This is a genomic window from Consotaella aegiceratis, assembly GCF_036541425.1.
In the GTDB taxonomy this organism is placed as follows: Bacteria; Pseudomonadota; Alphaproteobacteria; order Rhizobiales; family Rhizobiaceae; genus Consotaella; species Consotaella aegiceratis.
In genome coordinates this window covers 57,916-78,196 of the sequence record NZ_JAZHFT010000026.1, presented here as the reverse complement: position 1 = coordinate 78,196, position 20,281 = coordinate 57,916, and the positions used below count along the sequence as shown (strand labels likewise).

The 20,281-nt window shown below is 66.3% G+C and carries 16 protein-coding genes and 1 tRNA gene; 3 read left to right on the top strand and 14 right to left on the bottom strand.

Annotated elements, in window-relative coordinates:
• Nucleotides 1-569: NapC/NirT family cytochrome c (locus tag SMD10_RS16935; RefSeq protein WP_331686913.1), on the bottom strand; the 569-nt coding region annotated here is incomplete at its 3' end.
• A 398-nt stretch (nt 570-967) separates the two neighbouring features.
• Between SMD10_RS16935 and SMD10_RS16930 the strand changes: the two genes are divergently transcribed.
• Nucleotides 968-3,484 carry a hybrid sensor histidine kinase/response regulator gene (locus tag SMD10_RS16930; protein WP_331686912.1) on the top strand — a complete coding sequence of 839 codons (2,517 nt, stop codon included), beginning with the start codon at nt 968-970 and terminating at the stop codon, nt 3,482-3,484.
• Here the strand turns inward: SMD10_RS16930 and SMD10_RS16925 are convergent.
• The 4 genes from SMD10_RS16925 to otsB all read right to left on the bottom strand — a co-directional run bounded on the left by SMD10_RS16925 (nt 3,434) and on the right by otsB (nt 7,947).
• The gene (locus tag SMD10_RS16925; RefSeq protein WP_331686911.1) at nt 3,434-4,237 is read right to left on the bottom strand and encodes a response regulator; all 804 of its coding nucleotides are present in this window, start codon (nt 4,235-4,237) and stop codon (nt 3,434-3,436) included. The genes SMD10_RS16930 and SMD10_RS16925 overlap by 51 nt on opposite strands.
• Nucleotides 4,238-4,381: 144 nt before the next feature.
• Nucleotides 4,382-5,434, bottom strand: coding sequence for a sensor histidine kinase (locus SMD10_RS16920; protein WP_331686910.1), 1,053 nt, complete (start codon nt 5,432-5,434; stop codon nt 4,382-4,384).
• Nucleotides 5,434-6,876 carry a DUF7125 family protein gene (locus tag SMD10_RS16915; RefSeq protein ID WP_331686909.1) on the bottom strand — a complete coding sequence of 481 codons (1,443 nt, stop codon included), beginning with the start codon at nt 6,874-6,876 and terminating at the stop codon, nt 5,434-5,436. The genes SMD10_RS16920 and SMD10_RS16915 overlap by 1 nt, the downstream gene beginning before the upstream one ends.
• Before the next feature lie 324 nt (nt 6,877-7,200).
• Nucleotides 7,201-7,947: a trehalose-phosphatase gene (otsB, locus tag SMD10_RS16910; RefSeq protein WP_331686908.1), complete on the bottom strand. Its 747-nt coding sequence runs from the start codon at nt 7,945-7,947 to the stop codon at nt 7,201-7,203.
• Nucleotides 7,948-8,084: 137 nt separating this feature from the next.
• Between otsB and SMD10_RS16905 the strand changes: the two genes are divergently transcribed.
• Nucleotides 8,085-9,188: an oxidoreductase gene (locus SMD10_RS16905; RefSeq protein ID WP_331686907.1), complete on the top strand. Its 1,104-nt coding sequence runs from the start codon at nt 8,085-8,087 to the stop codon at nt 9,186-9,188.
• A gap of 61 nt (nt 9,189-9,249) precedes the next feature.
• On the opposite strand, the gene ptsG is transcribed toward SMD10_RS16905, so the two are convergent.
• The 4 genes from ptsG to SMD10_RS16885 all read right to left on the bottom strand — a co-directional run bounded on the left by ptsG (nt 9,250) and on the right by SMD10_RS16885 (nt 15,503).
• A complete protein-coding gene (ptsG, locus tag SMD10_RS16900; RefSeq protein ID WP_331686906.1) occupies nt 9,250-11,013 on the bottom strand; it encodes a PTS glucose transporter subunit IIBC in 1,764 nt (587 codons plus the stop codon).
• A gap of 12 nt (nt 11,014-11,025) precedes the next feature.
• Entirely contained in the window at nt 11,026-13,605 is a 2,580-nt protein-coding gene (ptsP, locus tag SMD10_RS16895) for a phosphoenolpyruvate--protein phosphotransferase (RefSeq protein WP_331686905.1), read from the bottom strand.
• Between the two features lie 145 nt (nt 13,606-13,750).
• Complete coding sequence (locus SMD10_RS16890) at nt 13,751-14,773, bottom strand: LacI family DNA-binding transcriptional regulator (RefSeq protein ID WP_331686904.1); 1,023 nt, start codon at nt 14,771-14,773, stop codon at nt 13,751-13,753.
• Between the two features lie 653 nt (nt 14,774-15,426).
• Nucleotides 15,427-15,503 (bottom strand) — tRNA-Ile (locus tag SMD10_RS16885).
• A gap of 146 nt (nt 15,504-15,649) precedes the next feature.
• Here SMD10_RS16885 and SMD10_RS16880 point away from each other — a divergent pair.
• Complete coding sequence (locus tag SMD10_RS16880) at nt 15,650-16,420, top strand: SIMPL domain-containing protein (protein ID WP_331686903.1); 771 nt, start codon at nt 15,650-15,652, stop codon at nt 16,418-16,420.
• A gap of 136 nt (nt 16,421-16,556) precedes the next feature.
• On the opposite strand, the gene SMD10_RS16875 is transcribed toward SMD10_RS16880, so the two are convergent.
• From SMD10_RS16875 to SMD10_RS16855, 5 genes are all read right to left on the bottom strand, one after another.
• Nucleotides 16,557-16,934: a hypothetical protein gene (locus SMD10_RS16875; RefSeq protein ID WP_331686902.1), complete on the bottom strand. Its 378-nt coding sequence runs from the start codon at nt 16,932-16,934 to the stop codon at nt 16,557-16,559.
• 148 nt (nt 16,935-17,082) lie between these two features.
• On the bottom strand, nt 17,083-17,496 hold the full coding sequence (locus SMD10_RS16870; protein ID WP_331686901.1) for a ketosteroid isomerase-related protein: 414 nt from the start codon (nt 17,494-17,496) through the stop codon (nt 17,083-17,085).
• 98 nt (nt 17,497-17,594) lie between these two features.
• On the bottom strand, nt 17,595-18,080 hold the full coding sequence (locus SMD10_RS16865; protein ID WP_331686900.1) for a hypothetical protein: 486 nt from the start codon (nt 18,078-18,080) through the stop codon (nt 17,595-17,597).
• 176 nt (nt 18,081-18,256) lie between these two features.
• The gene (locus tag SMD10_RS16860; RefSeq protein ID WP_331686899.1) at nt 18,257-19,462 is read right to left on the bottom strand and encodes a capsular polysaccharide export protein, LipB/KpsS family; all 1,206 of its coding nucleotides are present in this window, start codon (nt 19,460-19,462) and stop codon (nt 18,257-18,259) included.
• Nucleotides 19,463-19,781: 319 nt separating this feature from the next.
• Nucleotides 19,782-20,255: a hypothetical protein gene (locus SMD10_RS16855; RefSeq protein ID WP_331686898.1), complete on the bottom strand. Its 474-nt coding sequence runs from the start codon at nt 20,253-20,255 to the stop codon at nt 19,782-19,784.
• Between the last annotated feature and the right edge of the window lie 26 nt (nt 20,256-20,281).

The window sequence follows — 20,281 nt, the reverse complement described above, 5'->3', positions numbered from 1 at the left end:
TTATAGCCGGCGGACATGTCGGGCATCTTGTGGGCGATGCCCTTGTGGCAGGAGATGCAGGTGTCGCCGTTCTGCATGGCCGTCTGCATCTGCTTGGCGGCTTCCGGCTTCTGCTTGTCGAAGTCCATGTGGGCGAAGGAGTGGCAGCTGCGGCACGTCGCCGAGTCCGTCTCCTCCATGTGCTCCCACACGCCCTTGGCCAGGCGCAGGCGGTTCTGCTCGAACTTCTCCGGCGTATCGATGGTGCCGCGGATCTCGCCCCAGACGTCGTGCCAGGCGTTGAACTTGTCGACGAACAGGCCGAGGCCGGTCTTGCGCTCGTGGCAGTCGGAGCATTCGGCCTGGACGCCCGAGGCGTTCTTGAAGTGGATCGACTGCTGGTATTCCGGATAGACGTTGTCGGCCATCGAGTGGCACGACACGCAGAATTCCATGCCGCTGGTCTTTTCGATGGCGTAGTGGACGCCGCCCCAGCCCAGCACGCCGACGAAAACGCCGACGATCAGCAGAACGCCAAGGCCCCACTTGACGCTCGGGCGCCAGAACGCCCTCCAGGCACGTTTGATCATTGATGGTCTCGCGGTTGGCTTTGCTCGGCGACCCGTTCCCGGAAGGAGCGCGACGCCTCGATCTCCAAGCGCGGACCATAGAGAGGCCGTGTAAATGCGTTTCGGGGCGGACGTGAACGGGCTGTCGCAATTTGTAAACACGATGAAAACAAGCGCGCATGTGCGACCGTAGGCCACGCCCCGGGCTTGGTTCCTCACACGGTTGATCAGCGTCAACGCGCCATCGCGGGCAGCGGCGCAGGTTGCGCCCGAAGGAAATGCGGACGCTCCATTCGGCATCGGCGCCAAGCCGATCTCCGAACCCTGGTCGAGCCGCTCCGATCCTATAGGGCCGGTCCGGGCGGCGATCGCCCCGGCAGCCGGATGTCCGATTTCGCAGGCAAGAAGTGAGACCGCCCGTGTTTGACCGGCCGCGTGTGACGTTCAACGAAGCGAGTGCGCGGCAGACCGCGGAGCCGCCCATTCGCAAGCCCGCGAGAGAGGCTCAGGCCGGCCGCTCCGGCCGCGGGATCGAGGCCCGGGCGCTTCCGGTGCTTCATCACCTGCTTCGCGACAACGAGCTGTGGCTGGTCCGGCGCACCATCGAGCACCATAAGGCGCGCAACTATCTCGGCTTCGTCTCGACCCTGGAAGAGGCCTGGCGTGCCGCGGTCACCGGCCTCATCGACGGACTGCAGGAGGCCGAGGCGGAAGGCGAGCCCGTCGGTCCGCTGTCGGCGCGCCTCGACTATGCCGACGATCCGGTCGCGGGCTACGGCATCAAGGCGGCCGAACGCCATCGTGCGCGCGGCGTCGACCTCGCTCTCTTCCTCGGCTCGCTCAAGATCAGCCGGCGCGCCTTTCTCGACCTCGTCGTCGAGAGCGACATCGAGGCGCGCTCCAGGCAGACCTGTCTCGAACGCATCGACAACTATTTCGACCGGGTCGAGGCCGGTCTCTGCGCGCGCTGGGCGAGCGTCGACCACGAGACCGACATCGCGGCGCTGCGCGAGCGCAATCGGGCGGCGATCAACGAGAAGAACAAGTATCTGACGATCTTCGAGAGCCTCAAGGACCCCGTTGTCCTGTTGGGCGAGCACGGCGGTATCGACAACTTCAATGCAGCCGCCGGCGCCCTCGTCGGCATGCCCGAGCGCCCCGGCGCCGCCTATTATGGCGGCCCGCTGCCGAGCGAGGTGCAGGCCGCGCTCCGCCATCTCGTCGAGATCAGCCGGGCGGCCGCCGAGAACGGGCGCGCCGAATGCGTGTTGCCGACCGCTGCCGGGCTTCGCTGCTTCGAGGTCCGCCGGCAGGCCATGCTCGACGTCTCCGACAAATATGCCGGCGAGGTCGTCATCTTCTCCGATGTCACCGACTACAAGACCGCCAGCGAGCGGGCCGAGGAAGCGAGCCGGGCGAAATCGGCCTTCCTGGCCACCATCAGCCACGAGATCCGCACGCCCATCAACGGCATTCTCGGTCTGTCCCACCTGATGCGCGCCGATCTGAGCGAGGGCCCCTGCCGTCGTCACACCGAAGCCATCGAAACCTCGGCGCAAACGCTGCTGGCCACCGTCAACGACATTCTCGACTTCACCAAGATCGAAGCCGGCGTCATCGAGCCCGATCCGGTGGAGTTCTCGCCGCGAACGCTGGTCGACGAGGCGCTGGCGCCCTTCCAGGCTCCGGCCACGACCAAGGGGCTCGCGCTCGCCTCCTTCGTCGCGGCCACGGTTCCCGAGCGGGTGCGCGGCGACGTCACGAAGCTGCGCCAGGTGCTGATCAATCTCGTCTCGAATGCGGTGAAGTTCACCGAAGCGGGCGAGGTGACGATCCGCTTGGCGGCGGACGACCAGGACGCATCCGCCCTGCGGCTGCACATCGTGGTCGAAGACACCGGCGTCGGCATCGCGCCGCAGGCCATGGCGACGATCTTCGATCCGTTCGCCCAGGCCGATCGCTCCATCACCCGGCGCTTCGGCGGCACCGGCATGGGCCTGGCGATCAGCCGGCAGCTCATCGCGGTGATGTCGGGCGAGATCTGGGCGGAAAACCGCCTGGAGGGCGGCTGCGTCTTTCACGCCACCGCCCTCGTCGAACGTCTCGAGCAGCCGGCGATCGAGGCCGACGCGACGCCGCGACCGGCGACCGTCGGCGAGAACGCCTCGCTCTCGGTTCTCGTCGTCGATGACAACGAGATCAACCTGATGGTGGCCGATGGCTTCCTTGGCCGCTTCGGCCATCGCGCGACGCTCGTCCGCAACGGACAGGAGGCGATCCAACGCCTGACCGTCAGCGGGTTCGACGCGGTGATCCTCGATCTGCGGCTGCCCGACATCGACGGGCTGACGCTGCTCGCCCGATTGCGCGAACACGAAAGGCGGGCCGGCCTGACGCCGGCGATCGCCATTCTCTGCACGGCGCAACGCGACGAGAGCCTGGCAGAGCGGTGTGCCGCGCTCGGAGCCTCGATGCTCGGCAAGCCGTTCGTGCCGGACGAACTGCGGGCCGCGCTGACCGGCCCCGGACCCGGTGCAACGCGCCGGCCGGGCCGAGCTACAGTGGACGGCGAGGAGGCCGAGCCGGTGCTCGATGCCGCACTGCTCGCCGAGCACCTCGCCTTGCTTGGCCCTGAACCGACGAAGCGCTTCGTCGACGTCTTCCAGCAAGCGGTCCCGGCCATGGTCGAGGCCGTGTGCGCGCACCTTTCCACGGACCGGCCGCAGGAGGCAGGAGCCGAAGCGCACCGCATGAAAAGCGCATGCGCCAATCTCGGATTGAAGCGGCTGGCCCGCCGCGCGGGAGCGATCGAGGCCGCCTGTACCGAGGTCCCGGCTAGGCGGGCAGAAGCGCTCGCGAAGGAGCTGCCCCACCTGCTCGCGCTGTCATTGGAAGAGCTTTCGCGCTGGCGGGCGGCTCTTGCCGAGCGAGGCTGAGGCCGGAGCCGAACGGCGCATCGCGGCCGGCCGGAAACCGCCTGCCTCCTTCTGGCGCAACGGCGTGGCGAAGACATAGCCGACGCCGTGCATCGTCACGATGTGGTGCGGGTTCTTCGGATCGTCCTCGATCTTGCGGCGCAACCGGCCGACCAGAACGTCGATGGTCCGGTCGCTCGACGCCCAGTCGCGCTGGCTGACGGAGTCGAGCAGGCAATCGCGGTTCATCACCTGTCCCGGGCGGTTCAGGAAGGCGCTGAGCAGCTCGAACTCGCCGCGCGTCAGCTTCACTTCCACGCCGTCGGGCGCGAAGAGCAGCCGGCGCGAGACGTCCAGCACCCAGCCGTCGAAATGCTTCTCGACATCGGCGGCGCCGGTTTGCGCCGCCATGGTGCGGCGAAGCAGATTGCGCGAACGGGCCAGAAGCTCGCGGGCGTTGAACGGTTTCACCACGTAATCGTCGGCGCCCATCTCCAGCGCGACGATGCGGTCGATGACGTCGGTCTTGCTGGTGACCATGATGACGCCCACCTCGGACTGGCTGCGGATCTCGCGCAGGAGATGGAGGCCGTCGTCGCCCGGAAGGCGGATGTCGAGAAGGATCAGGTCCACCGCTTCGCGCGCCATCACCGCGCGCATCTCCTGTCCGTTGTCCAGGCCGCTGACCCGATAGCCCTCCGTGCTGAAATAGGCGGTCAGCATTTCCCGCGCGACGGGATCGTCTTCGACGACCAGGATGTGGTGGGGCTGCATGGGACGGCTTACGGATCGAACCAAGTGATCATGCCATCATAGTGGCAAACGCAACCGCTTCCTTGATTCCCGTCAAAGCGTCGAAACCCGGCGGCCGGACGGCGCCCGATGATACCGTTTCGTTCGCAATGGTGCCCCGTCGCGCTACAGGTCGCGCAGCGGGAAGCGGATCGTGCAAACCACGCCGGACGGATCGAGGCGGTAGTCCGTCGACCCCTTTGCGAAGCTGTTCATCGATTGCTTGATGACGCGGGTGCCGAACCCTTCGCGCTGCGGAGGCGGTACCGCAGGGCCGTCGATTTCCTGCCAGAACAACATCGCGTGCTCCCCCTCGTCGTGCCAGCGAATATCGACGCGGCCGCTTTCGACCGAGAGCGCTCCATATTTGCGGGCGTTGGAGGCGAGTTCGTGCAGAACCAGACCGAGCGACGAGGCGACGTCGGAGCCGATGTAGAGCTCAGGCCCCGAAAGCTGCAGGCGCGCCTTGTCGGAACGGTCGGCCAGGATCGCGCCGACGGCGCCGTCGATGACGGCCCGCACGTCGGCATAGGTGCCGTCTTTCGCCCGAAGAGCGGCATAGACGGCGGACAGTCCCTCGATTCGGGAACCGAAGGCGTCTCGGAACTGCTTCGAATCCTGGCTCTCCGCCTCCGTGCGGATGGCGATCACCTTGATGATCGCGAACATGTTCTGAACGCGATGGCTCAGTTCGCGATAGAGGAAGTTTGCCCGATCCTCGGCCGCCTCCCGTCGCCCGAGTTCGTCGCGGACCAGCTTCTGGGCACGACGGCTTTCGAGCGCCGCGCTGACGGCAGAGCGGATCTCGATCTCGACGCACGGCCGCAGCAAGATGATTACCGGCAGCGCCGGGCGCGCCTGGCGTAGGCGGCGCGACGCGACCTCTGCGGTATGCCGATCCTCGCCGATGATCACGACGGGCGGGTTGGACCAGGACGGTTCCTCCGACAGCCGGGCAACGAAGAGCTTGAAAGCATCGTGATGGAGGCCTTCCGCCGTGAGAAGCAGGACATCGGCCCACGCGACCATTGTCACTGGATCGTCCACTTCCCTATTCCATACCTCGATATCGCAGGGAAGCGAGGACAACACGCGGGATAGAACCTTCCCGTCGTTTCCGAACGGCGCCACCACGAGAAGCTGCTCGCGTTCGACACCCTGAGCCAGGGTCTCGGACATCACGATTCTCTGAGCTGACCCGCGTCGCCCTGGGTGAGCGACTCAGGAAGTTCATGGATCGAAAGTCCTTCGTCGGTAATCTCCAACCGGCGAATTTCGCGCGAATGGCGCCCATATCGCTTCTTGACCATCGAGATCGAACGCTCGATCGCCGCGCCCGCAACATATTGCCTCATCAGGATGATGTTGTCGGCGATGTAGCTCACGTCCACACCCACGCTTGGTTCGTACTGCAAGAAGCCCGACAGGTTCAGCGTCATCACGACCCCGACCTTGAGGCGCTTCAGCGCGCTGAGAAGAGCGGCGAACTGGACCATGGTCTGCTCGCCGTCCGGCAGCGTCTTGAAGAACCCCGTCAAGCTGTCGATGACGATCAGTCTGGCTCCCGCATCGACCTCGCGCGTGATCAAGTCGAAGAGCTGTCCTGGAGAGACCTCGGCCGGATCCTGGTGGAGGATCGTAATGTTGTCCCTGACATCATCGGCGCCGAGATCCATGCCGAGAGCCTTGGCGCGCTTCAGGAAGGCCTCTTCCAATTCTTCGAACAAAAAGAGCGCGCACCGATGGCCCTGCCGCGCGGTCTCCTCGCTGATCTTCGTCACCAGGATCGACTTGCCGACCCCGGCATTGCCCGAGATGAGCGTCGTGCCGTCGCCGGGCACCGAACCGCCGGCGAGAGCATCGAGCTCCGGCAAGCCGCTTTTGATCTCCCACTCGTCGCGCACGGCGCTTTGCCGGCGCGGAACCAAGCGTGGAAAGACATGCAAGCCGCCCGTTTGGATGGTGAAGTCATGATAGCCCTCGACAAAGGGGGCACCACGCATCTTGGCCACGCGCAGCCGGCGGTGGGCGATGCCGTAGTCGGGCGTACGCCAGTCGAGGTCGATGGCACCATGAGCAAGCAACTTGATCGACGTCGTCACCTCGGGCTCATCCTGGCCGTCGAGAAGAAGCGTCGTCGTCGCCGTTTCGGCAAGCTTCTTGTTCAGCTCCAGCAGACTGCGCCGGAACCGCAACAGCGACGTGCTGACCAGCCGAAGCTCCGACAGGCTGTCGACCACGGCGCGTTGAGGCGCGTTTTCGCGGATCGCGTTTTCGATCGTCCCCGTCAGCTCCTCCAGGTCCTCTTCCGAGGTATGCAGCACGGTCTGCACCTGGCTGTCCCCGCCTGCCGCGACGGGCATCAAGCTGACGATGGTAATGCCGGCGATGTCGAAGCCATGCGAAACGGCGGCGCCCCGCAACTCGTCTTCCGTCTGGCTCAGGGTGATGTAAAGAAGGTTCTCGTCCCCCGCCGCGCGGCCGGCAAGAAGGAATTGTAACGCCAGCGTGGTCTTTCCGGTGCCAGGCGCTCCAGAAACCACGTAGGTGTATCCGCTCGACAGTCCGCCGAGCAGGACGTTATCCAATCCTTCGACCCCAGTCTTTACTTGTTCCGACACGCTATTCCCTTTGCGTTTCTATCCAAACGCTCATCTTTAGGGGATCAGTTCCCTCGGCTCGCGATTGCGATGCTCGCTGTGGCAAGACAGCCTACGCACCACAAAGGTGTAGATAGATTCGTTTAACAGCCAGAAATAGTGGAATATATTGAGAGTCGGGCCAGCCGTTTTTCCAGACTCTAGCATCTTCTGCAAAGTCGATGCACCGGACGAATCGATAGCCGTCGTGCAATGCCGTCGCTCGAACCGGCGCCGGGGAGCGACAACGGCCTTATCGAAGCCGATCGGCCACAAACCGGATCGTCGCCGGTACCTGCCCTTGGGTCACAAACCCAGCCAGCGATGAACGGCTGCGACATCGTCCAGGCGGAATTGCCCGCAGGTCGGCGCGGCGCCAACCTTGATCGAGATGCCGCCCTGCGCCCGCACCCAGGCGAGCGCGTGCTCGTCGGTGACGTCGTCGCCGGCGAAGACCGGACGCCGACCCCGAAACGGCGAATGCTCCATCAAGGCGGCGATGGCCTTGCCCTTGTCGATGTCGGCGGGGTGGACTTCGATGATCCGCTTGCCGTCCATCACCACGAGATCGTCACGTCCGCCGACCGCCTGGCGCATGATGCGCTTGGCGGTCTCGTCGAGATCGGGCGCGGTACGGTAGTGCAGGACGAGCGCCGTGCCCTTGTCCTCGAAATTGAGGCGCGGCTCGTCGGCGATCGCCGCCCGGATCGCGGTGCGCGTCTCGTCCAGAACTTCGGGGGCCGCCATCAGCTCGGTCGCCCCGCCCGGGGTCAGCCGCCGTTCCAAGCCGTGCACGCCTGCCGCCGAAAAGCCGAGAGGAGCGAGAAATCGGTCGAGATCGACGATGCGCCGCCCACTCACCATGGCGAGCGCTCCGTTCAACTGCCCCTGCAAGACGCCGAGACGATCGACGATCTGGCGGTCCACGGCGACGCGGTCGGGATTGTCGACCATCTCGATCAGCGTGCCGTCGAAATCGAGGAACAGGGCGTCGCGCTCGGGATCGAGCGACGGAGGATGGCCGAGGTCGCCGGAGGTGGGATCGAAGGGCATGGCAGAATCCATCATTGCATCGGAAAAGTTCGGGAGGCCCCCGCAATCGAGGACCAACCGGAGCCCGGCCCTGGATTGCGAGCGGATCGGCCGCTAAGGAGAGCGGCGATCTGCGAATGGAAGGACACGGAGCGACCATGGAAACGCTCGACCCCGATCGTCCGGTGCGCGTGGCGCTTATCGGTTTCGGTTTCGTCTGCAAGACGTTCCATCTGCCGCTGATCACGGCGAGCGAGGGCTACGAGATCCGCGTGGTGGCCTCCAGCCGGCCGGAGGCGGTGCACGAGAGCCTGCCATCCGCGCTGGTGATCGCGGATGCGGCCGAGGCGGTGGCGCACCCCGAGATCGACCTGGTGGTGATCGGCAGCCCCAACGAAACGCATGCGCCGCTGGCTCAAGCCGCGTTGGCCGCCGGCAAGCACGTCGTCGTGGACAAGCCGTTCACGGTGACGTTGGCCGAGGCGCGGCATCTCGCCGACTGCGCCGAGCGAAGCGGCCGGGTTCTCTCGGTCTTTCAGAACCGGCGATGGGACAGCGACTTCCTGACCGTCAAGGCCGCGCTGGACGATGGAATGCTGGGCCAGCTCGCGCTCTTCGAGTCGCGCATCGACCGCTATCGCCCGACGGTGCGCGACCGCTGGCGCGAAGACGGCCGGCCCGGGTCCGGTCTGCTGGCCGATCTGGGGCCGCATCTCATCGACCAGGCCCTCGTTCTGTTCGGGCTGCCCGATTGCGTCGAGGCGGTCGTTCTCCGGCAGCGGCCGGGCGCCCTGAGCGACGACTTCTTCCGGGTGACGCTGCACTATGGCGCGCAGATGGTCGTGCTGCAGGCCGGATCGCTGGTTTCCGGCGGAAGCCCGCGCTTCGCTCTGCACGGCGAGGCAGCCAGCCTGATCAAGACCAAAGCCGATATCCAGGAGGACCAGCTTCGCGCGGGGGTGATGCCGGGTTCGCCAGGATGGGGGCATGATCCGGACGATGCCTGGCTGCATCTGGGTGCCAGCGGCGAGACGCGCCGCGTGGCGGCGGCACGGGGCGATCAACGGGGCTATTATGCGGCGTTGCTGAAAGCATTGCGGGGCAGTGGTGCGAACCCGGTGCCGCCCGAGCAAGGTGCGACCGTCATGGCGATCATCGAGGCCGCGCGGCGCAGCGAGGCCGAAGGCCGGCGTGTCGGGCCGGAATTGACTGCGGCCGAGCGTGCCGCCTGGGACCAGGCAGCGGCCTCGGTCGCGCCGTAGCCGCCGCCCCGATCGGGCTTGAAGCGGGGCCGTCACGGACGGCCCCGCGGGTCTTCGATCCTCATGCGGCCAGGGCTTCGGCCACCTGCGGCGCATCGTCCCCGACGATGAGCTGGTAACTGCCGTTGCCGAGAGTGGCGATGGCGCGCACGCCGGCCGCCTTGGCCTTGGCCTGATCGAACTTCCTCGAATCGGCCACCTCGACCCGGATGCGGCTGCCGGCGACGGCCTCGTAGGAGACGAAGTTCTCCCGTCCGCCGAGTGCCTCGATCAATGCCTGCGCCTTTTCGACCGACAGGGCCGTGGGCGCCGCCGCAGCGTTGAAGTTCGCCGCGCCGGGGGTCGGCACCGGGCCCTGCGCCATGCTGCCGTGGCTGGTGCGCAGATATTCTTCCATGTCGGTCTTCATGTTCTCCGACTGGGTGCCGAAGATCACCTGCAGGCCCTGGCCGACGACCATCACGCCGGCCGCCCCCATCTCCTTGAAGGTCGCCTGATTGACCTTGCCGATATCGGCGACGCCGACGCGAAGCCGGGTGATGCAGGCGTCCAAATTGGTGATGTTGCCGGCGCCGCCGAAGGCATCGACGAGCTGGCGGGCGACGGCGAAGCGATCGCTGGCGTCGGCATTCGCGGCCGCAACGCTGACGGTCTCGTCCTCGCGACCCGGGGTCTTCAGGTTGAAGCGGCGGATGGCGAAGGTGAAGACGCCATAGTAGATCGCGGCATAGATCGGGCCGAGGATCAGCGTCATCCACCAGTTATGAGCGTTGCTGCCCAGCGCGTTGAAGATCAGGAAGTCGATGCCACCCTGGGAGAAGGTGAACCCCATGTGGATGTCGAGGGTGTTGGCGATGAACTGCGTCGAGGCCGCCAGCACCGCATGGATGCCGTAAAGCACCGGTGCGACGAACAGGAACGAGAACTCGATCGGCTCGGTGATGCCGGTGAGGAACGAAGTCAGCGCGGCCGAGATCATGATGCCACCGACGCGCACCCGATTTTCCGGCTTGGCGCAGCGCCAGATGGCGAGCGCGGCGGCCGGCAGGCCCCACATCTTGAACAGGAAGGCGCCCGACAGGATGCCGGCGGTCGGATCGCCCGCGAAGAAGCGGTTGATGTCGCCATGCACGACTTCGCCGGCCGCGTTGGTGTAGGAGCCGATCTCGAAGAAGAACGGCACGTTCCAGATGTGATGCAGGCCGAAGGGAACCAGCAGACGTTCCACGAAGGCATAGATGGTAGCGGCCGTGCGCGGATCGTTGTCCGCCGCCCAGTGCGAAAACACGTCGATGCCGCTCTGGATCGTCGGCCACACGAGCGACAGCACGCCACCCAGGACGATCGCCGCGAGACCTGTGACGATCGGCACGAAGCGCTTGCCGGCGAAGAAGCCGAGATAGGGCGGCAGCTGAATGCGGTAGTAGCGGTTGAACATCACAGCGGCGAGGATGCCGACGATGATGCCGCCGAACACGCCGGTCTGCATCGAGGGCATGCCCAGCACCTCGACCGGCTCGGCGCCCAGGATCGGCGCGACAACGCCCATGGTGGCGAGCATAACGACAAAGCCGACCACGGCGGCGACGGCCGCCACGCCGTCGTTCTTGGCAAGGCCGAGAGCGACGCCCACGGCGAAGATCAGCGGCAGGTTGTCGAACACGGCGCCGCCGCTCTTGGCCATCACCGCCGAGACGATCGAGGGCATCCAGGAGAAGTCGGACGCGCCGATGCCGAGCAGCAGGCCGGCCACTGGCAGCACGGCGACAGGCAGCATCACCGCCTTGCCGACCTGCTGCAGGATTCCAAATGCAGACTTGAACATGATGGGTCCTCCTCAGACCTCGGGCCAAGCGGCCGCCACAAGGGCGCGCACGGCTTCACCCGATTCACATTTCAGGGCTTCCTGGGCGATCTCGACGCAGCGCTTCTTGTCGAGCGTGCGAACGAACGCTTTGATTTCAGGGATCGCGCCGGCCGTGGCCGACAGTTCGGTGACGCCGAGACCGATGAGTATCGGCGCGGCGAGCGGGAACGAGGCAAGCGAGCCGCAGACGCCGACCCATTTGCCGTGCGCTTCGGCGCCCTCGACCGCCAGGGCGATCAGCCGCAGCACCGCCGGATGAAACGGATCGAGCTGGTCGGCCAGATTCGAGCTCATCCGGTCGATGGCGAGCGTATACTGGGTCAGGTCGTTGGTGCCGACGGAGAAGAAGTCGGCCTCGGCCGCGAACCGCTCGGCGGTGAGCGCCGCGGACGGCACTTCCACCATGATGCCGACCTCGATCGGCACGGTGCGGCCGAGCGCCTGCATTTCGGCATCGACGACGCGGCGGACCCTGCGCAGATCCTCCAGCGTCGCCACCATCGGCAACAGGATCTTCGCCTGGCCGAACGGTTCGACCCGCAGGATGGCGCGGATCTGCGTCTTGAGCAGGTCGGGCTGCCACAGGCTCATGCGCACGCCGCGCATGCCCAGCGCCGGATTTTCTTCCTCCGGCAGGCCGACATAGGGCACGTCCTTGTCGGCGCCCGCGTCGAGCGTGCGGATGATCAGCGGCCGTCCTTCGAGGCCCGTGGCAATCGCCTGGTAATGGCCGAGCTGCTCGTCCTCGCTCGGTGCCGTGGCCCGGTCGAGGAAGAGGAACTCCGAGCGCATCAGCCCGCAGCCTTCCGCGCCGTTCACCACCGCCGGCGCCACATCGTCTGGACCGCCGAGATTGGCGACGACCTCGATGGGCGTGCCATCGGCCATGACGCAGGGCTCGTGACTGGCCGCGCGTCCCGCCTCCAGGCGCGCACGGCGCCGCTCGACGTTGGAGCGGGCCGAAGCCAGTTCGTCGGCCGGCGGGTTGACCTGGGCGACGCCCTTGTCGGCGTCGAGGATCACCGTATGCCCATCGGGCACGCGAAGCGCGGCGCTTCCGGCCGCGACGATGGCCGGAATGCCCTTGCTCGCCGCCAGGATCGAAACGTGAGCCGTGGTGCCGCCTTCGGCGAGCACGATGCCGGCGATCTTCGCAGTATCGAACTGGGCAAATTGCGAGGGCAGGATATCGGCCGCGAACAGGACGCTGCCGTGGCCGAGATCGCTCGGGCCGCTCGACTGGCCGAGGAGGACGGCCAGCACCTGATGGCGGATGTCTTCCAGATCGGCCACCCGCTCGGCCAGGACCTTGTTGCCGAGCTGGCGCAAAGCGTCGATCTGCTGGTCGACGGCGGTCTTCCAGGCGAAGGCCGCACTCTTGCCATCGCGGATCAATCGCTCCGCACCGCTGCGCAGATCGGGGTCTTCGACGAACGACAGGTGAGCCGCCATGATCTCGGCCTGCTGGCCGGTACTCGAGGCCATGGTGTGCCGGATCGTCTCGGCGGTCGCGGCGAGCGCCTGCTGCAGGGCAGCGAGTTCCGCCTCGATGCCGGCGCCTTCCTCTTCGACGTCGAACTGCTGGACTTCGACGCGCACCGTGGTGCCGACGGCCAGGCCGGGCGAGGCCGTCATGCCGCGGAGCGACAGGGCTTCGCCTTCTCCAAGCGGCACGGCCGCACCGAGTGCCGGGGCGTCCGGCGCTTCCTGCGTTGTCTCGGGTTCCCGTGTGGTCCCCCCTTCCTCGCCGGCGGCACCAAGCCTGTCAGCGATGGCGCGCACAGTCGCCTCGGCGTCGGCACCCTTGGCTTCGATGGTCAGAACGTCGTCGAACTGGGCGCCAAGCAGCATCAGGCCCACCGGGCTCGCCGCACTCGCCGTGCGATCGCCGAAGCGGATCATCACCTCCGAGGAGGCGGCCTTGGCGATCTCGGCAATCAAACCGGCTGGGCGGGCATGAATGCCGTGGGGATCACGGATCCGGGCGCTCATCCGGAACGCCGGTCCGGAGGCCGCCGCCGCCGCCGTCGAGCCGGCCGCGACCGGAACGATCTGCGACAAGATTTCGCCAGCCCCGACGACGCGGTCGGGGGCCGGTTGCGAGAGCGAGAACTCTTCGCCGTTCGTCAGAACGATCGGCACGACGAGGCTTCTTACCAACTGCGCCAGGACGTCCATGTCGAAGCTGATCAGCGGATCGCCGGTCTTGACCTGGTCGCCCTCGGCCACATGGGCAGTGAAGCCCTCGCCTTTGAGGCCCACCGTGTCGAGCCCGAGATGCATCAGCACTTCGGCACCGTTGGCCGCCTTCAGCGTCACGGCATGGCGGGCGCGGTGCAGCGACGTCACACTGCCGTCAAACGGCGCCCTTAAGGTCGCTTCCGTCGGGTCGATGGCAAAACCGTCGCCCAGGATGCGGCCGCTGAACACCGGGTCCGGAACCTCCGTGATCGGCATCAGCCAGCCGGCGAGAGGCGCCTTGAGGTCGAGCGCTCCCATCGTATCCGCCAGGGACGAGCCGGCGGACACGGCCTTTACTTTCTGGTCCATGTCTTCCTCTTGAATTATCGGGCCGCCGGCTTATGGTCGCCTCTGCCAAGATTCGACGCAGCGCCCGCCCGTTGTTTTCAGAACCTCTGCAACATCTTCGGGTCGATCAAACTCCTTCAAAATTCCACGCCGTGCCTGCAATCCGTCAGGCGGGACGGCGGGGCGGTTGAGCACTGTCTCGAAAAACCAGATCGACAGGACGAACCTCCTGCAGATCTCTGATGTCCGCGCCGTCTGCCAACGCGTTCGCCAACTCGGCCACGCGCTGTCCGGCGGCACGCACCGAAGCAACGGTGGCGGTCAACGACGGCTCGAAGGATTCCGGCCGGATCATCGCCAGTCCGTCGTCATGGGCGACCACCGAAATGTCGGTTCCCACCGACAAACCGCCATCGCGAATGGCACGAACGCATCCCGCCGCCAGATACATGCTGGCACAGACGAAGGCGGTGGGGCGGCGCTCGGCCTCCAGAAGCCGCCGCGTCCCGCGATAGGCCGCCTCTTCGGTCATCGCGCCGGTGACCATCAGGTCGTCCGGCACCGGCAAGCCACCTTTCGTGAACGCGGTCAGCCAGCCCACATGGCGATGCTCGGCGGCGGTAAAGCGCGTGTCGCCGTTGATCAACGCGACCTCGCGATGGCCGAGGCCGATCAGCAGCTTGGTGGCGCGATGGAAGCCGCCCTCGTTGTCGATGTCGAGATAGGCATAGGGAATCGTGCTGGCGGTGCGGCCGAAGGCCACCATCTGAAGCCCGAGATGCGACAAAAGCCGGACGCGCAGGTCCTCGACCTCGAGATCGCCCAGGATCATCACGTCGACGGCCTTGCTGCGCGCCAGGCGCCGGTAGGACGCCTCCTCGCCATCGAAGGCGGACGAGACGAACAGGTCGCGCCGGCATTGGACGGCGCCGTCGGCCACCCCGGCCACGAATTCGGCGAAAAGCGGATCGGCGAAGGGATTGTCGGCGATGGGAAACATGATGCCGAGCGCGCCCGTGCGTCCGGTAGCCAGACGCTGGGCGTTGGCATTGGGCGCGTAGTTGAAGCGCCGGGCTGCCTCGATCACCCGATTGCGGGTTTCCTCGTTGACGTCCGAAAAGCCGTTGAGCGCGCGGCTGACCGTCGTTTTCGACAGACCGAGATGCTGGGACAGTTCCTTGAGATTCATCGTCTCGGCCACCCGCAAGCGATGGCGGACGATCGGCGAAGCGCGCCGCCGAGGCTCGTCGCCCCGGGCCAGGCCCTCGTTTCTCCCCGCGTCGCTTCCATCGTGCCTCCCGCAGCACTTATCGCAAAGAGCGCCTCCTCCTTGCCACAATGACCAAATAGCAAAATCCAAACCGGTTTGGAAGACGCCGGCCCTTAAGGGGCCTTACGCGGTTCAGGCCCGCGTTTTCGCCGGTTGCTTGGGATCGAGCCCTTAGGAGCGTCAATTTTACGCAGGCATTCCAAGGAAATAACCGAAGTGCAGCGCGATTAACCCCACATCCCTCTCCCTCAAGTCGCCTGTCGGCGGCCGATAGGGTTATCGGAACAAGAGAAAACCGCCGTCCCAAATCGCTTTGGGTGTCAGATAAGCGGTTTTATCGGAGCCTTGGCGCTCAACACCGGCGAACTGCAAAGGTTCTGACAGTCTGGACGGGTTCAGCGTTGCCGAAAAGCGCCATGCGGACGAAGCGACACGATCATACCAGGCCGCCCTATGGTCGAGCGTGGCGATGACCATCAAGCGGCAATGGTCTCGGACGAGTATGAGCTGACGACTGGCTAACGGGCGCGGCGAAGCGGTCGCACGTGTCGTCAGGACGGACACGTGAAAAATGGTGGGCCCGGAGGGACTCGAACCCCCAACCAAGCGGTTATGAGCCGCCGGCTCTGACCAATTGAGCTACAGGCCCAGCCTCCCTGCCCTAGCCGAAACCACGCCGCGCCTCAAGATTCGAATGACCGCGCGGTTCTTTTGCGGATCGAGCAGCCGGACGGCTCGTCTTTGCCGCATTCCGGTGGCAGAGCCGGTGCACATTCCCATTGGAGAGCCGACTTTATGCGCACCACACTTTCCCGTCTTGTCGGATGCTCGCTGCTGGCCGTGGCCCTGGCCGGTCCGGTCTTGGCGCAGGAGCGGCTGGCCCCAACGGAGGCCCGCGTCGCCGCCAAGCCGGTCGAGCCGGGCCGGATCTCCGTCGGCGCCACCGGCGAGGCGACCGCCCAGCCGGACATGGCGATGACCAGCTTCACGGTGCTGCGCGAGGGCGAAACCGCCCGGGCGGCCCTCGACGCGGCCAATGACGCCATGGCCGAGGTGATCGCCGGCATGAAGGATCTCGGCATCGAGGCGCGCGACCTGCAGACCTCCGGCTTCTCGATCGATCCGCAATATCGCCAGGAAGCGCCGAGCAGCGAGGGCACCCGCAACCCGCCGCAGATCGTCGGCTACGAGGTTCGCAACAGCCTGTCGGTGCGTGTGCGCGATCTCGGCCAACTCGGCACCGTGCTCGACAAGGCAGTCACGCTCGGCGTCAACCAGGGCGGCAATATCAGCTTCCTGGTCGCAGATTCGGATGCGACCGAACAGGCGGCACGGCGGGACGCTGTGACCAAGGCGCGGGCGGCCGCCCAGACGCTGGCGGAAGCGGCGGGCGTGACGCTGGGCCGGGTGATGACCATCAACGAAGGCGGCGGCCCGGTCATGCCGATGCCGATGGAGCGCGCCACGTTCGCGATGGCGGCCGACGCCAAGGCCAGCGTGCCCATCGAAACCGGCGAAAACACCGTGCGCGTCAGTGTCAACGTGGTTTTCGAGATCGAACAGTAACGCGTCGCGAAGCCACCGGCGGTTCGAACGCCATCGGGCCGCTATCCGGATTGCGGCCCCTCTTTCCTCAATGCCGAAGGGCGCGGCGACCGGAAGGCCACCGCGCCCTTTTTTGCGTGCGTTTGGATCGACCGGCTCAGCGCATGCCGATGACCGGGCAACCCGGCGCCTGGGCGAAGCGCACCATGGCGCGGTGGCCCCAGCGGCGGCCGGACACCACCACCGAACGGTGGTCGCTGCGCCGGACGTGGGCGCGGTCGATTCCCATCCAGCGCGCCTTGCGAACGGCCGTGTGCGGCGAGCAGGCAGCCCGGCGATCGCCGCGACGCGCGTCGTGATCGCGGCCGCCGCGCCATTTTTGATAGTGGCCACGGTCGCGGTCATGACCACGGTACTCGACGGTGATGTGCGACTGGCCGCGCTCGGCGGCAGCGGCCGGAGCGGCGGTCATGGCGGCGGTGCCGGCAACGAGGGCGGCGGCGAGGCAGGCGGTGCGGGCGAAGCTCTTGAACATCGGTCTCTCTCCTTCGGGTTCGCGTCCGGCCGGGCCGGCGATGCGAGAATGAGGAGACCTTAGGAGGGACGACCTGAACCGATGCGGAAGACGGCGTTCATCGCCGGTTCAGGCCAGCGGGACGGCCGGCATGTGGGATGGAGAAGGCTTAGCGGCCGGCAAGCGCCGCTCGCAACGCGGCCTGGTCGAGATAGGTGGTGACGCGCGAGATTCGTCCGTCGTCGATCTCGAAAAATTGGGCGGCGGGAACGGCATAGCGCTGGCCTTCCGCCTCGGGCAGCCCGTCGTGGGTCGAGAGATAGTCGCCGCGCAGGGTGAACTCGATGGCCGCCCGCGTACCGCCTTCGGCGGTGAAGACCACGACGTCCTCCATCCGCTCGCGAAAGAACCGCGCACGATGGGCCAGAGCGTCGCGAAACGCCCTGGGCCCAATCTGCCGGCCGCCCTCGCCCGGATCGTAGGCCACATCGCCATCGAGCAGGCCGATCAGGCCGCTCCAGTCGCTGGCGTTGAAGGCCTCGACATAAGCCCGCACCAACTCGCCGCTCGCCTGTTCGCTCATCGTCCTCACCTTTCCGCCGTCCGGCCACTTACGGACCGACGGTGATGATGGCGTCGCGCCACAGTGTTTCAAGCTCGGTCCGGCGCCCAGGCCGGCTATCATTCGACCCCGAACACCTCGGCGCAACGCGAGAAGCTGAAGCCCTGACCGTCGGTGTCGCGGCTGGTGCGGATCGAGGTGATGATGCCGTCGGCGTTGGTGGCGATCTGTGCCTCGCAGCCGAGCTGCTCGGTGCGCGCGGGGCTGACCAGAACTTGGCCCGGCGGCACATAAGGCGCCGGGTCGCTGCCGATGTTGATGACGGTGCGCGGACCGTCCTTGGCGTGCTTCTTCTCCGACTCGGTCATCGGCCGGTACTGGGCGGCGATGCTGCGCTCCGTGTCGCCGCCGCGCCAAGTATAGATCGTGCCGCCGTCGTTCAGGGCGAATTGGCTGGCGGGCGGGCCGTATTGGGCGAAGAACGCATCGCTCGGCTGCCCCATCCATTGCGACTGGATCGCCAGATTGGCGTCCTCGGTCGTCGTGCAGCCGGTCAACACGGCGGCGCACAGCACTCCTCCGATGACGATTCGCGTAAAGCGCATGCAGCCCCCCTCTCGAACGGTATGACCTGCGCCTTTACCTTAGGGAAGGTTCTGCGACAATGTCGCACGGGCCGTGAAGGGAATCGAGCTGTGGAAAGGCGCCGATCCCGACACAAAAGCATCACAAGCGATCGGCCCGCTCGGCGGCGCTGGGCTGGCGGCCAGCGCGTTCCGCCTCAACCGGCTTCCGTCTCTCGGAACCATCCGGCTGTATCGTCGAGCCGCGCCAAAAGCTGCTGCGGCGTCATGTCGTCGTAGCCGCCGACATAGAGGTAGCGATTGCGCACGAAGCGCAGGAAATCGCCGCGCAACGCCTCGTCCGGCTGCCAGGCGCTCAATCCGGCGATTGCCTCGCGCAGGTCGTCAAAGGATCGCGCGTGGCGCACGATGCCCTCCACGTTGTAGCAGGCGATCCCAAGCGTGATGACGGTCTTGCCGAGCAGCACGCCCTCGATGCCGACGGTCGAGTTGATCGTCAGCACGGCCTGCGCCCCTTCGATCAGGTCGCCCGTCACCCGGTCGTTGAAGAAGCGGATGCGCGGATGCGGCACGACCTCGCGCTTCAGCGAGCGGCGGAAGCTCGGATGCTCCTTGATGACGAAGGTCACGTCGGCGATCTCGCCCGCCAGGCGCTCCAGCAGCCGATAGAAGGCGTGCATGCTGGGCACCCAGGGCGACAGATTGCGGATCTGCATGTCGCTCGGCACCTGGAACGGCACGAACACATAGCGCTCCGGCAGTGCCTCGCCGCTGGTGTCGTCGGGCTTCAGCTTGGGCGTGCGGCGGTTGAGCGACCGATCGCCGATCTCGGGGCCGAACGCGGCCGCATGCTCGCGATAGAAGCGCGGCTCGCGCGGCACCGAGTTGTTGCCGTTGATGCCCTTGGGGTCGACCTGCAGCGTGCCGGGAAAGAAGCCGCCCTCGAAATAGAGCCGCTTCAGCCCCGCCTCGTCCGCGTGCAGCGCCAGCACGTTCTGCGGCACCAGCGAGCCGTTGTAGATCAGGCAGGCCGTGTAACCCTTTGCCGCGGTCCGCCGCCGGAGTTCGTTCAGGAGCAGCATGGCGCGCAAGGCGACGCTGCGGCGATAGAACGCCGCCACCGGTGCCCATTCGTAAGGACCCGGGACGGCGATGCGGCGCCGCGCCAGATTCTCCTCGGCCAGTGACGCCACTTTCGGCGGCACGCGCCCGAACAGGCCCCGCGCGAGGGTGCGGACCAGACCGCCCAACCCCGCCCTCGCCTCTAGCTTGAGCAAGGCGCCGAGCTTGACGGGCACGGTATCGGACACCGCCATGACGGCGTCGGAAAAGCGCGGACCGTGATCGAGGCGCAGGAAGCGGAGAGTTCCAGCTTCGGTCGCCACGTCAGCCCCTCGGCCCATCCCGATCGTCTCCGTTGCCGCTGCGCCCGCCATCACCGACCATTATCTCGAATTCGTCGGCGCCGGGATAGCGAGTTTGAAAGGTGAAGGACAGGCCCGCCTCTTCAACGACAGCGAAGGGGAGCGATTTTCAGGCCAATGTCGTTCGCTCTATCGTCGATCTTTGCTCCCGAAACCGAAAGCCGAGACGACAGTGTGCCCATCGGGCCGGACGTCGGCGACGATTGCGCTCCGGTCGCGTTGAGGCCGTTCGGCACGCTATGCTCCTCCGCTACCCGCCCTTCTCTCGGACCCCCACGATCGACCGAACCCGGAGTGCTCAAAAAGCGACAAGGCGGACCGCCAGAGCCACGGGGATCGGCAGGGTCAGCAAGGTCCACCATTGGCGCCGACGGCGGATCGCCTCGCCGATGGCGACGACGTAAACGACCAAGAGGAAAAGGGTAATGCCGAAGAGGCCATCGTTCGTAGCTTCGAACCGGGCTCGCATGAGCAATGCGGCCATGACGCCGGTGCACAGAAGCACTCCTGCTGCCGGCCCATTTCGGACGGACATCCTTCTCGGCTGGGCCGCCGCGGGAGACACGTCCTCCATGATCGCCTTCGCGATCTCGTAGTCCTTGGCGCGAACCTTGACCGGAATGCCGCCCATTTGGATCGGTCGCCGTTGCGGCAGCGCTGCGGTCGGGCCGTCGACATGGGCGAAAATGCCGTAGGCTTGAAGCTTGGATGCGAGGACCAAGGCCTCGCTGTTCCGTTCGAAGATTTCGAGATTGACCAGGCGCTCGTCCATACGATCCGACTTCTCGATTTCACCCC